Below are 13658 nucleotides of genomic sequence, written 5' to 3'. Positions count from 1 at the left end.
GTCAGGGTTTGTGGATTTTTTCATAAAAAAATTTTTTAGGTTTAAGTTTTTGTTTTTCCCGACTAAAATTTTCAGATTAATAATAACATGGATATATGCCTTTTGATTTTAAAATATATTGATATTGGGGGGTTAATGAATTTCAGTAGTTTGCAACAAAATTTTACTCAGTCTGTTCGTAGTCCCAGTTCATTATCATGTGGTGTATCAGATCACTCACATCTCTGAAGTAGCTTTCACTGTTTATTCCCCTTTTTTCAAGTGCTTGGAGATGATCGGCGGGGATGTTGGAAAGGCTTTTAGAAATTGCAGATAGTAGTATGGATACTTCAACAGGATCCACATCTTGCCTTATACTTCCATCATCAAGACCAGTTTGTACAGATTGACATAGAATTGAAAATCTTTCCTTCCTGAGTTTTGATATTTCAGTTTCACATGCTATTTCATAGGGAATTGAATTATCATTGGATTTAGATTTAGTTTTACGTTCATCTGAACCATCAGGTTCCATGTTAAATCTTCCTGATCTGAAGTAGTTGTATATGTTGATGTGATCAGGATAGTTCCATGTAAATTCATTGTAGGCGTTTCTGTAGGCTGCGATCTTATCGATCCCTTTATCCTCTTTTTTGACAGCTTCCCTTATTATTGAATTAAGTATTTTAGTTCCCCTGAGAACTATTGCGAAAAATAATGATTTTTTGTTCTGAAAGTAAAGGTAGAGTGTTGCCTTAGAAAGTTCAACTTCCAGTGCTATATCATTCATAGATACTTCATCGTAACCCCTAGAAAAGAACAATTTTTCAGCTGCATTGATTATATCATGCTGGCGTTGTTTTTTTTCCCTTTCCCTTCTATCAGTGATGGACATAAATTTTTACCCCCATAATACTGTACCTCAATAAAATTTGTTGTTAGTAATATTACAGTGATTTAATATATTTGACTTTTGTTTTGATTTTTTCAAACCCAAATCAAATTGAAACCTGAAAATAGTTTTAAAATAAACTGAAACAAAATTTTTAGAATGAATATCTGGTGAAATTTAGATTTAAATAAAAAAAGAAAGGGTGGAAACTGAATTCCACCAAAGATGTTACTTAAATACTTGGGTTGATTAAACCTCTTTCTCCGCTAGGCATGAACTCTCTTAAAGCTCCCTGAGCTATGGATTTTCTTGGGTTTGTGAAGTCAAATCCAAGGTTCTTGTCAGCAAATGCAATTTTTATTAAAGGATTTGCACAAAATGCGTCTCCTCTTGCTGCGTGAGGTGCCTGAGCAATTCCTGCGTACTCTGGCTGGTGACCCACGTTCATTGCATAGTTAGGGTAGTTAGGTCCTCTGAGTTCGTGTATTAAACCTTCATCACTTCTAATTGAAAGTGAGTTGGATGCACCACACTGATCCTGCAGATCGTATCCGTAGAAACCGAGCCTGCTGTGAACTTCTTTGTGGAGTATCTGGCTTAAATACCAACCGTTGATACCTGCGTTGGAGTTACCTGTAGCGAAAGCTGTTGAACATCCAGCTGCTGCTGCTGCAACACATGCTCTCTGTGATCCACCGAAGTGGTCTTCGAGTAATGCTGGGATTTCGTACTGTTCCATTGCGTAGAGTGTAATTTCTGAGGATATATCCTTAACTACATCTGCATCTGCTTTAACACCGCATAATCCGAACTTGTCTTCTACGTATTCTTTACCGTAGTAGAGGAAGTCGTCTAATATGTCATCGGTGTATGCAGCTGTTGCATACTGTGTGAAACCTACACCACCAGACATGTATGAACCTAACCAGATCTGATCGTATATTGCTGCTGCTGCTGCAATTACCTGTAGAGATACTTCTGCAGGGTCTTCAGATACTCTGGAGGTCTGTATCATATCAGCTAAAACACCGAATGGAATTCCACCAGGTTCGTTAGGTCCTCTTGCCCTTCTTGCAGGTAAGATGCTTCCCATGGAGATTACGTCAGCATGTTTTGCTGCGTAAGAAAAGTCAGCAATTGCTGCTTCTCCAGCACAGAGTTTGTATGCTGAAATGAAACTCATTCCAATCTGCATTGCAGACCATCTGGAAACTGTTCCACCGTCACAAGCCCTTACAACCATGGTAGGTACTCTGCTTATCTGGTAAGTTTTTTTACCGATGTAGTCTTTGAGCTGTTCTGCCTGTTCTTCAGGGAATTCCTTGTTTATATCGACGAGGAATCTGCTGTCGAGTTCATCTATGAGGTCGTCATCTCCACTGAATAGTTTTGCGTAACAGTCTCCAACTAAACCTGGGTGAACTTCTACCATGTGTTCCTGCACAACAGCTCCTCCTGGGAGTGCGTGGTTTATGGTTTCCATGTAGTTGTTTATGGTTTCAGGAGTAACTTCTACACCTAAACGTTTTTCTAGAACAGCGTGAGCTGTGTCCATACCTACAATGATGGTCCTTTTGATGTCGTCAGACAACTGCTGGATAGCACTGTTGTTTAGGAAGTGAAGATCGTCACCTTCAACATAGGAATCTGTTCCTGAAACTTTGTAGGACATTAATTTCCTCTGTCCTAGTGGAACACCTATGTCCGGGTTGTAACCGGGGAGTCCCCTTTCTTCTTCTAGTTTTTTGGAGAATTCATTGAATTCTTTTTTACGAGGGGATTGTTCCCAACCACCGTAGCAGTAATAGTCGGTGTAATGTTCGTTAGGGTCCTCGTTAAATTTGTTTTTTAAAGCTTTTAAAAACAACTTTTTATCATTTTCCATCTTATTCACCTAATTTGCGCTTTAAATCATCTTTGAAAACTTCTAATCCGAATCCACCATCTGTTCTTGCTGCGTGAATGGCTTCTACTGTTTCGATAGCTTCAGGGTCATCCCTCATGCTGATGTTGTCGCTTCTGTAGATGGTTGTGATTTCTTTGAGATTTTCTTCATCCAATGGTGCTCCCATGTCAACAGGCTCATCGAGTGGCCTTCCAACCTGGTCTTTAATATAGGATACTGAACCTGTTTTCTCATCGAAAACATATCTCTGGAGAGCATCAAACATTAAACCGTTTTCATCCAATCTTAATGAATGTCCGTGGACAGTTGCGCCCCTAATACCTGTTTTAGCAGGGTCAAAGAGTTCGGTTTCAACGAGTGTTTTGGAAATCTTTTCCAAGTCCCTTTCCCTTATTTCTATAACTTGCCTACCGGACAGTGTACCTGTGTCTACTCCTCTGAATCTCCACATGTATGTTCTTGCCCTGTCGTATGGCTGAGCTGGAGCATTGTACATAGAATCTGTGAACTGGACGTATCTTGTCCTGTTACCTTCTTTTGCACCTTCAATAGGCTCCACCATTTCTTTCATTAAATCTTCTTCAAAGTCCATCTCTTCTAATGGAGGATGAACACTTTTATATCCTTCACCCGGGTTTCTGTGCCCTAGAATTTTGACTATATCTTCGTCAGCTATTTCCCTGATCTTTTTTAGTTCAAAATCAGGATCCATATGTTTCCTACGGTTTTCAGCAATTTTTGTATTACCGGGGGTGTATTGAACTTCATAAGACATTCTTAATCACCTATTAAATTTATGGTTTCTGAGGATTTTGAGTTTGGATCTACCAAACCTATGAGGCTCGGATCTATTCCATTCTCTAAACCTAAACCTATTTTTATATAATCTGAGACAGTGATGTCTGTTTTTGTAAAAATTCCGGTTTTTACATCGTATTTCATGGTTAAAGTTTCTTTTAAAAGAGTATCAAGTTTTTCCATGAAAGATTCGAGTTCATCATAGTTGACGGTAATGATCAATTCTCCAACTGATACACAGAGTTCAATATTTTCATTTTTAACTCCTATCACCTTTCTGTCTTCATGATTCACTGGAGTTCCCTTTGCAGGTCCGTAATTTACTACTTTTGGTATGGAATTTCCATTAACCAAAACTCTCAGTACACCATCAAATTCCATGATACCGTTAAGTACCTTTTCTGTTGTTTGTGGTTTCAAACGCCTGTAAGGGAATATTTTTACATCAACGGCTTTTATTTTGTCCATAAAACATCACCTAAAACTATTCAGATTAAATAATATCTTTGACTTCCTTAGCTCCATCGGCTACGTATTTAACTGGCTGGTTGAAATAATCAATGTCGCCATACACAGTACCTATTAATCCAGAGGTAGATTCCACTGAAAACATCTGGGTTCCTGCATCTAAACACATTGCAGCTGCGTTACATGGGGTTACGTAACCTTTACTGTGTCTTGTAACTACGTGGTTACCGTGGAAAGTTCCAGGACCTCCACCACCATAAATACCGTGGGAGAAGAAACTCATTCCAACACCAGTTCCCTGTGCTCTTCCAAAGTCAACACCTGGAAGTCCAGTTTCGTATTCCACTATGTCGTTGAAATAGAGGAGTGTTGAAGCTATTCCTTGAGCTGCCCTTGAGGCACCTATGTTAACTATTACTGATGCTATGAGACCTGCTGCGGCATATGCGTTCCATAGTGCCCAGTCATTTGGTTCGTAAACTTTGTAACCTGAAGGCATTGTTTTGGCCACTTTAATGACGCCATCGTCAATTGCCCTTTCAACTAATGTTGCAATAACTGTACCTACTGTTCCCTTACCATTTTCTTTAACTAGGTCGAACACTAGGTTGTTTGCGTTTAATCCCTGATAAGCCATACCTAATAGGTGGCTTCTTTCGAATGCACCTAATGCATCACCAGTTTCGAACATTGCGGTGTGTTCTAGGATTGAGGATAAAGCTACTGCGTTAAGGGTGTTTTTCTTGGTAATTGCAACAACATGGTTAGCCATGATGTTCCTTAGACCGTAACCAAGTCCTTCAAGCATTACAGGTGGTCCTAATAATGCAGAAACGTTTGCACCCATGAAATCAACACTCTGAGGGTACCTTCCTAATACTGCTGTTTTAACTGCTGATGCATCGAATTTGTCCACATCGAATGTGTCTATTATTGCCTGGACTACTGCTCCACCTGCAACTAGTGTGGAAACTGTGTAATCTGCTGCCCTGTTTATTCTCTGAGCTGGCATCTGCACAAGCATCTGATCTCCGCCGTTGATTAACTTCAAGTTGAAGTCATCATCTTCGTCGATCTTAATTATCTTCTCGATCTTTTCGGATAATACATCTACATTACCCTTAAGATCTAGTTTTAATTCCCTTCCAGGGATAAAATTGGATTTACCACCATATGCTGCCTTTTCCAGAGATTTTTCAATTCCGGCTAAGTTTACAGCAACGGATCGTTTTACATCATATACGATTTTACCAATAGTAGGGTTTACCATTGGACTGACAGCTTCTAAAGGTACATCTGATTCTAAAAGCTTTCCATTTACCCCGTATAGGTCTATTTTATCTTCATACGTTGGCATTACTTTTACACCTCGTTTGTATTGTTTTTCATTAAAATAATGAAATGTAGAGGAATGGGATTTACCTCAGGTGTTTAGATTTCCAAATTGGCAAAGTTGGTGTTTTCCCGTTTCGTAGGAGGGAAATAGTAATTCTAAACGTTTATTCTTCAGTAAAACTTTTTATATGAATTTATTCGAGTTATACTCAATTATTCACTTTCCTTTTCCATTCCATCCGAATTTAAATAAATTAAATCCGGAAATAACCTTTAGTAACAATATTACCAAAGGTCATTTAATAATTAATGGTCATTAACTATATAAAGTTTTCAATTTAATTTTCCGAAACAGTGAGAAGAAGTAATACTAAAATAGAATTAATAAACACGTTATTTAAGTTAAACCATTTCAAGGGATGAATGTGTTATTATTTAGTAACAGTTGAAGAGCTTCAAAAATATTTGAATTTTCATCAAGTTTTAAATGGCTCATCCCAAGGGTAGTTTGCATGAAACTATCCATTCATTTTTTAACCCAACGTTGAATTTCATGGGATGAATGGGGAACTCAGTTTTTAGAAATAGATGTTGATCTAGAGATTTTTTGATAAAACAATTATAAAATCAAGATGAATGTACTAAACTTAAAAAAAAAGAATGAGAATGGATATGTTTTAACACTTTGCTATAACAGTTCCATAGCTCTGAGTGTTGTTGAACATGTCAGTTGAGAAGTAGGTTCTGTAGGGTGCATCGACCCATGAGCCATTTTCAAGGTACTGAACAGATCTGTGGTTACTTGCGTACCTAGTTGGGTACTGTATGATTCTTGAATGAATGCCTGCTGCCCTCATTTTCTTGTAGAGGTAATCACTCATTGCCCAACAGTCACCTGCACCATTACGTTCCATAGCTTCTGCAGTGGATGCAGAATGGCTGTAACTATATTTAGATGCGCCTTTCATGATGGTTGCTACTGATGAATCAATGTCAGAATTAGATGACTTAACAACAGTTGTTGTGTTAATTTTAAGTCCCTGGGTAGCAATGATCTTCTGGAAGGTAGTTATGGATATCTTGGTGTCACCGTAACTCACGTAGTTAGGTAATCTGTAGTTTGTGTTGTAGAATGTTTGGGCTCTTTTTAATCCATCTTTCATTTGAGCCAATGTAAGTTGAGATACTGTGAAACTTGTGGTATAAACTCCTATTTTATCTCCTGTAATACTTGTGACACTGCCAGAATGTAATATTAGAGTATATTTGTAATTAGTTGATAATGTGGTTGAAGGTGTAATGGTTAATGTATTGCCATTAACAGTTTTTTTAGTGGAAATTAGGACGTTGCCGTGTTTGAGTTCAACGTAGTTGTTTCCTGATTTAATAGATTCGTTGAACTTTACTTTAATGTTTTGACTCTTTTGAATTATTGCGTTGTTCGCTGGATCAACAGCCACAACCTTAGGTGATGTATGGATACCTGTTGCATTAGCTGCAGATACTGAATTTACATTTAAAAGTAGTGCTACACCAAATAACAATAGCACTGATAAAAACAATTTTTGCTTAATTCTATCGCCTCCGTATCCAATAAGCCTCAATAAGATTCTTTCTTATCGAACTTTACTAGACTAATCAATAATCATTTAATATCATTTATAAAGTTTTTGATTTAATTTTCAAAAAAAGTCGTTCATATGGCTGTTTTTTTAATTTAAGACGACCTAAACAGTTATTGATAATCAATATTACTGATAAGCTCTTTGGATTGCTAATTTTAAGAAATAACCTCTTTTTTAACTTATTTTTCTTAAATTTGAGGTATTCATTCTTTTTGTAACAAGAGTATCATATTCTTTATTAGAAGAAACCTTGATATATTTATTATTTGCCAAAAATAGCATATTATAATTCTATTTAAAGAAATTAACGATTAATTAAACGATAGAATAAAATTAGGCCACTTATTGTTCATTTAATTGTAAAATAATAAATTTGGGGTTTACATTGTTTTTTGGTTGTAGGATTCATTGCTGCAAGAGCTACTAATTGGGTTAGGGTCCTGATTTTGGATCTCACCCAGTTTCTCAAAAACAGCTTTAACATCTACTTTGGTGTTGATGCAACCATCCTTTAACAGTGGTACGCCCTGACATGAAAATTTTGACAGCTTCATCATGGACAGGTTCAAATCTTGGTAACATGCCACCCCTAAAACAGCTTTGAAATCATTTTTTTCTAATATTTTCTTTAGAAAAGTTGATCCTGGGATAATAAATACTTTAAATCCCTTTTCTTCAGCTTTGGTTTTTATGACTCCTATCACACATCTGTTACAATTGTTGCAAACCAATCCTGATGTTTCTAAGTTTGCTTCACATTCTGTTGATCTGAGACAGTGTGGAAGAACCACGATCTTGTCTTGTGGCTTTGTATGTTTGTAAACCTTTTCATTAACATTGTTCCGGACTTCTACCCCTATCTGATCCACTATCTTTCCATCCACACCAACGTTTTCAGAGAACTTTTTAAAGATTCCGTAGAACATATCGACTGTAAATAGTAAGAGCCTGGGAAAAACAAGTTTATCTTCTTTAAGAAGAAGTTTTCCAAGTATTAGGGTAACAGAAAGAAGGGTCAAAAGCACAATGGCCAGAATGAACACGATCTGCCCAAATATTTGATAAAATTCCATAAATGCCATATACTAAATAAGTTGCAACTACTATATTAAGTTGATTATGCAGTGTAAAAAACTAAAAATCTAACTATTAATGCTCCTTTTTCATGTAGGAATTAGTATTGATCCAGTTTGTCCATCCTAAACTGTTCAAAATTTCCTTCAATTTCGACTCCGTCCTCAACTGCATCTATATCCAGACCAGAAAGTTCGGAACATGCACACAGTATATCTTGTTCTGGATGGGTGCCGGCCTGCACATCACAGTCCAACTTGATATGATCCCCACATGCAACAACCATCTTCAGCCTTTGGGATGTGGGATGGTTTTCAGGAAGTACAATGATGGGTGATGAAAATTCCTTCAGCAGGTACATCATGGCAAGTATGCCCTTTTCTGCTTTTTTACCACTTTCAAATGCAGATACTGCAATAAGATCATCCTTCCCTAAAAAAACAACGATCTCTTCTTTTTCAGGAGTTCCAATAAATATCTGCATGTCATGTCCTGTCTTAACCAGCCCAAGCTTTCCAGAAGGTCCTGTTAAAAATAATACTTGATCTGGATTTAATTCGATTCTTCTACGTTCTCGGACTGACATGAAGGACAAACTACTCTTTTTCCTATACCCTGAAATTCGTTTCCACAGTCTAAACATTTGTAACGTTTTGTTTTGAGCTTTTTCATTTTAAGATCGGCCATTGGGCCTCCAACAGTACACATATAATCACCATTTCAACTATGTTTCGGGAGATATTTATTTTTTGTTATGTGGAAAATAATGATCCTGGTAAAGAAATTAAAAGTTCTTAGACCATTACTACATCTATTTATTCTTTAGATTTCATATAAAAAACTTAGAATAACAAGTTTTTAAAAATCAGGGAATTTACTGTTAAACCATGGTGAGACTATTGAAAAACATTATTTTTCCATTTTCTGCAATTGTAGGTCAAACTGATGTTAAAAAAGCCCTAATATTAAACGCTGTCAATCCAAGTATTGGTGGAGTTTTAATAAAGGGAGATAAGGGAACAGGAAAAACAACTGCTGTGAGGGCATTGGCAGATCTCCTACCTCCAATAAATGTTGTAAAGGGATGTCCTTTCAACTGCGATCCAAATGATACTGATGCTTTATGTGATTCATGCAGGTCAGCTGATTTTGAGACTGAATTAAAACCAATGCGGGTGGTTGAACTTCCACTGGGTTCTACAGAAGACCGGGTTGTTGGATCCATAAACATTGAAAAGGCACTTAAAGAAGGATTAAAAGCTTTGGAACCAGGAATTCTTGCTGAAGCCAATAGAAATATTCTTTACGTTGATGAGATCAATTTGCTGGATGATAACCTTGTAGATGTTCTTCTAGACGCCGCAGCCTATGGTGTGAATCTAGTGGAACGTGAAGGCATCTCAGTTGCACACCCTTCCAAGTTCATGTTGGTTGGTACAATGAACCCCCAAGAGGGTGAACTCAGACCCCAACTTTCAGATAGAATTGGCCTTCACATATCTGTCCACACCATCATGGATCTGGAGGAACGTGTAAAAATAATGGAACGGCGGGAGGATTTCGAGGGAGATCCTACTGCATTTAAAAAGAAATTCGAAGCCAAACAAACTGAAATTCTTAATAAAATAGTTAAGGCAAGGGAAATTCTTAAAAAAGTACATATTTCCAGGGATCTCCTGGAGATCATAGCATACCTATGCATGGAAATGGGTGTGGATGGTCACAGGGCAGACATAGCAATTCTAAGAACATCAAAAGCCATAGCTGCCTACAGCGAGATATTGGAAGTAGATCTGCACCATGTTGAAGAGGCTGCAATACTGGTACTGGGTGAAAGATTCCACAACACCTCCCAAAATAAAAACCAAATATCGCAGATGGTTCAGAGGGCCATGGATGATCTAAATAAACGGAACTCAGAAAGGGAAAACTCTGAAAAACCAGAACCTGATGAAGATACTACTGATGAAGAGGGGGACACCCAAACCTCAACTGAAGAATCAGGTGGGGAAGAGGGATCTTCAAACTCCAATGAATCCCAAGGGAACAACCAAGAATTTGAAGATGAATCCCAAGAAAATTCTTCAGACGAACCCAAAACAACGGAATCAGAACCTGAACCTCAAAATGTTCCTGATGATTTTGAAGATATGGGGGAAAGGGATACAGGAAAAAAACTCAGATCAAGAGATGAAGAGGATGAAACAGAATCCTGTGATGAGGGGCTTGATATAAAAAAATTGTTGAAGATCAAGGGAAAATCTAAGAAAAAACTCTATGGAAAAAGAGTTGATTCAACCACGTCCAAGGGAAAATATGTTAAAAGCAAGTTTCCAAAGGATATGGGCAATGACATAGCCATTGACGCCACATTAAGGGCTGCTGCCCTTCGTTCTGAAGGGGAGATAACTGTTAAAACTGAAGATTTACGTCAAAAGGTTCGTAAACATGGTGCTAAAGCTTCCATTGCAGTTGTTGTTGATATTAGTGGATCCATGTACGGTGAAAAAAAAGCAGTACGTGTTAAGGACATACTCAACAACCTTATAGAAGATGCAGCTAGAAATGGTGATAAGGTCAGTGTTGTTGGATTTAAGGGTAAAGATGCTTTGATTATAATACCAACAACACGAAGGGCAGTATCATTTAAGGAACAGATTGAAAATCTTAAGATAGGTGGAACAACACCCCTAGCTTCAGGAATGAAAAGGGGATTTGAGATTCTTAAGAAGGAAAAGTTCAGGGATGAATACGTTCCAATGATGTTGATACTAACCGATGGAATGCCCAACGTAGCAATTAGTAAGAGTCCAGTGGATGATGCTATTGATATTGCAGGAAGCCTCAAGGAAAATGAGATCCATACAATTATTATTAATTTTGAGCAGGCAGTAAAGTACGGAAGGGACATGAACATGGAACTTGCTGTGGCCTCTGGAGGAAGGTACTACGATCTCGAACATTTAAAATCTCCAGGCTGTGCAGTTTCAATGATTCTTGACAACGAGAGAAAAGATCTTTAATGGCAATTTAAGTTAATCAAGTTCTAAAATAATGTTTTATTTTGATTAAAGTTTAAAATCTGTGCTAAAATTAGTTATTTCTAAAGAAAAAAAGAAGGGAATATTTTATGCTTCTGTTCTAAAACTTATTGTGTAGAATGTTGATGGGTTACCTGCATTATCAACAACACTTCCCGGGTTTAATGTTACGGTGTACAGAGTTAGTGGATCTAGTGCAGTAGTTGGTGTTATTGTTAGAGTTTTGTCACTTACAGTTGTTGTAAATAATATAGGTGTACCGGAGTTTGTTAGTGTAATATTCATTAGTCCTGGTTTTATAGGTTCGTCGAAGATTATTGTAATTGGTTTATTTTTTGCAAAGTTTATTGAATTATTTGCTGGATCAGAAGAGAATACATATGGAGATATGCCTACGCTGAATGTGCTATTCCAATATGCTACCGGATTTCCTGCCAAGTCAGTTACACTGCCAAATAACAAAGTTACAAAATATTTGTCTTCAGTAAGATTGTTAACGGGTGTTATAGTCAATATATTATTATTTACACTGGTCGTTATTGCTATTAATTTTCCATTACTATCTTGAAGGGTAATTTGTTCATTTCCTATTTTGATTGGTTCGTTGAATGCTATAGTGATTACCTTGCTTGGAACTACATTTACTGCGTTGTTTGATGGATTTATACTGGATACTGTGGGTGATAAACCTGTGCTAAATGTACTGTTCCAATTATCTATTGGATTATCATTTAAACCGGTTATGCTACCTATATTAAGTATTATAGTATAATAATCTTCATTTAGATTGTTATTTGGAGTTATTTGTAATTTATTCCCAACTGAACTTATTGATATTGGTATTAAACTGCCATCGCTGTTTTTGAGATATATCTGTCCGTTTCCTATTTTGATTGATTCATTGAAGGTTACTGAGATTACTTTGTTTGAAGGGATGTTGTATGCATTGTTTGTAGGATCTACACTGACCACTTTTGGTGGTATTCCTACACCAAATACACTACTCCAATTTTCTATTCCATTACCGGCTATGTCTGTTATACTGCTGGAATTAAGAGTTAGTGTGTAAAGGTTGGAATTTAGTAGATTAGTTGGAGTAATATTTAGGGTATTATTGTAAATGCTTGTTGTTATTGGGATTATTTGTCCTTGAATATTTGTGATGTATATTTGTCCGTTTCCCATCTTGATAGGTTCGCTGAAGGTTATAGTAATTATTTTATTTGGTTTCACATTCAACATGTTATTTTTAGGATCGATGTTGGTTACTGATGGTGCGATTGTGTCGATATTAACTAATGTTGACACAGTAGTTTGATTATCTGTGGCTGTCACATTGGCTATACCACTGATGTCCCCGCTGTATAAAATTGCTGTAGCGGCACCTTTTAAAGTTCTTGCTGAGCTGTTTATGTTTCCTAGATCAGTAGTAAAGTACACAGGTATACCATCAGGCACATATCCATATGATGGATTATGATAAAAGCCGTTTGAATCATGTAAAAAGTCTGCAGTTATGTTAGATTGGCCACCAAATGGAATTAGGTTCTGAGATGCCTTTATACTTAATACTAACCATGATTTAATGTTTGTATAACCATAAATAATATCGGTAGTTGGTTTTTTGTTTGTACCCCACCAGTTGTATGGTATGCAAACTTTACCGGCTACATTGAAGAAGTCACATCCATGGTATAAATGGTTATTTGTTATCCTACAGAAGGTCATGTTCAACGTTCCTATGTTGTTGTAGACTCCTCCACCCTTTGGTGCGTTGTTTAGGAATATGTTGGTTTGTGTTATTTTTGCAGTGTACAAATTGTTGTAGATTCCTCCACCACCATACTTTGCACTGTTTTCAAAAAATTTAGAGTTGTTTATGTTGATAGTACCAAAGTTGTATAAACCTCCTCCATAGTTGTAACGGGCTACATTTTCAAAAATTGTTGCATTCTTCAAGGTCATAGTACCGATATTGTAGATTCCTCCGCCATTGTAGTATGCAGCACTGAGGAATACGAGGCTGTTACTTAGATTAACAGTTCCTTTATAATTATAAATTCCTCCACCGTAGTTGGCGTAGTTAGAATTAATTTTAGTATCGTTTACAGATAATGTTCCTTTGTTGTTGTATATGGCTCCACCATTGGGATTTGTTTTGTTTGATGAAGCGTATCCATTCACAAGTTGAAGATAATTAAGATTCAGTTTAACTCCAGAGTTGATTAAAAATACTCTGCCATTTTTCTGAGCATCGATAACTGATCTGGAATCACCACTCTGATTAGATCCTCTAATTGTAAGGTTTTTATTTACAACAAGATCATGTTCGTAGTAGGTTCCGTTCAAATTTAATGTGTCACCTGAATGAGCATTGTTAATTGCAATTTTTATTGCATTGGGTCCAGGTGTTACATTGTAGCTGGCTGCACTTACAGTTCCAGATACTATTATTGTCACGAGAAATATTAATCCAATTAATAAAAAAAACTTGGATAAACTAGAAAATTGATTATTTAGTCTTATTTTTCCATTATTTA

General features: G+C 36.8%; 11 protein-coding genes. 1 reads left to right on the top strand and 10 read right to left on the bottom strand.

The window, feature by feature from the left end; translation table 11 throughout:
- Window positions 1-163: 163 nt before the first annotated feature.
- From METBO_RS11280 to METBO_RS13865, 9 genes are all read right to left on the bottom strand, one after another.
- On the bottom strand, window positions 164-874 hold the full coding sequence (locus tag METBO_RS11280; protein ID WP_013645847.1) for a TetR/AcrR family transcriptional regulator: 711 nt from the start codon (window positions 872-874) through the stop codon (window positions 164-166).
- Window positions 875-1103: 229 nt separating this feature from the next.
- Window positions 1104-2756 carry a coenzyme-B sulfoethylthiotransferase subunit alpha gene (gene mcrA, locus METBO_RS11275; RefSeq protein ID WP_013645846.1) on the bottom strand — a complete coding sequence of 551 codons (1653 nt, stop codon included), beginning with the start codon at window positions 2754-2756 and terminating at the stop codon, window positions 1104-1106.
- Window position 2757: 1 nt separating this feature from the next.
- Window positions 2758-3552: a coenzyme-B sulfoethylthiotransferase subunit gamma gene (mcrG, locus tag METBO_RS11270; RefSeq protein ID WP_013645845.1), complete on the bottom strand. Its 795-nt coding sequence runs from the start codon at window positions 3550-3552 to the stop codon at window positions 2758-2760.
- A gap of 2 nt (window positions 3553-3554) precedes the next feature.
- Window positions 3555-4043 carry a methyl-coenzyme M reductase operon protein D gene (gene mcrD / locus METBO_RS11265; RefSeq protein WP_013645844.1) on the bottom strand — a complete coding sequence of 163 codons (489 nt, stop codon included), beginning with the start codon at window positions 4041-4043 and terminating at the stop codon, window positions 3555-3557.
- A 25-nt stretch (window positions 4044-4068) separates the two neighbouring features.
- Window positions 4069-5400 carry a coenzyme-B sulfoethylthiotransferase subunit beta gene (gene mcrB, locus METBO_RS11260; protein WP_013645843.1) on the bottom strand — a complete coding sequence of 444 codons (1332 nt, stop codon included), beginning with the start codon at window positions 5398-5400 and terminating at the stop codon, window positions 4069-4071.
- A 655-nt stretch (window positions 5401-6055) separates the two neighbouring features.
- The gene (locus METBO_RS11255; protein WP_048186462.1) at window positions 6056-6940 is read right to left on the bottom strand and encodes an Ig-like domain-containing protein; all 885 of its coding nucleotides are present in this window, start codon (window positions 6938-6940) and stop codon (window positions 6056-6058) included.
- A gap of 443 nt (window positions 6941-7383) precedes the next feature.
- Window positions 7384-8085, bottom strand: coding sequence for a DUF116 domain-containing protein (locus METBO_RS11250; RefSeq protein WP_013645841.1), 702 nt, complete (start codon window positions 8083-8085; stop codon window positions 7384-7386).
- Window positions 8086-8177: 92 nt separating this feature from the next.
- Window positions 8178-8663, bottom strand: coding sequence for a hypothetical protein (locus METBO_RS11245; RefSeq protein ID WP_013645840.1), 486 nt, complete (start codon window positions 8661-8663; stop codon window positions 8178-8180).
- Window positions 8630-8785 (bottom strand): hypothetical protein, encoded by a 156-nt coding sequence (locus METBO_RS13865; RefSeq protein WP_173319783.1) that lies wholly within the window; start codon window positions 8783-8785, stop codon window positions 8630-8632. Before METBO_RS13865 ends, METBO_RS11245 begins: the two co-directional genes overlap by 34 nt.
- Before the next feature lie 182 nt (window positions 8786-8967).
- Here METBO_RS13865 and METBO_RS11240 point away from each other — a divergent pair, with 182 nt between their 5' ends.
- Entirely contained in the window at window positions 8968-11100 is a 2133-nt protein-coding gene (locus tag METBO_RS11240) for a VWA domain-containing protein (RefSeq protein ID WP_227717274.1), read from the top strand.
- Between the two features lie 105 nt (window positions 11101-11205).
- Here the strand turns inward: METBO_RS11240 and METBO_RS11235 are convergent, their stop codons facing one another.
- Window positions 11206-13578: an Ig-like domain-containing protein gene (locus METBO_RS11235; RefSeq protein WP_013645837.1), complete on the bottom strand. Its 2373-nt coding sequence runs from the start codon at window positions 13576-13578 to the stop codon at window positions 11206-11208.
- Between the last annotated feature and the right edge of the window lie 80 nt (window positions 13579-13658).

Source organism: Methanobacterium lacus, assembly GCF_000191585.1.
GTDB lineage: Archaea > Methanobacteriota > Methanobacteria > Methanobacteriales > Methanobacteriaceae > Methanobacterium_B > Methanobacterium_B lacus.
Note: the sequence above shows the minus strand (reverse complement) of the source record. Positions and strands in the feature narration are given on the sequence as shown.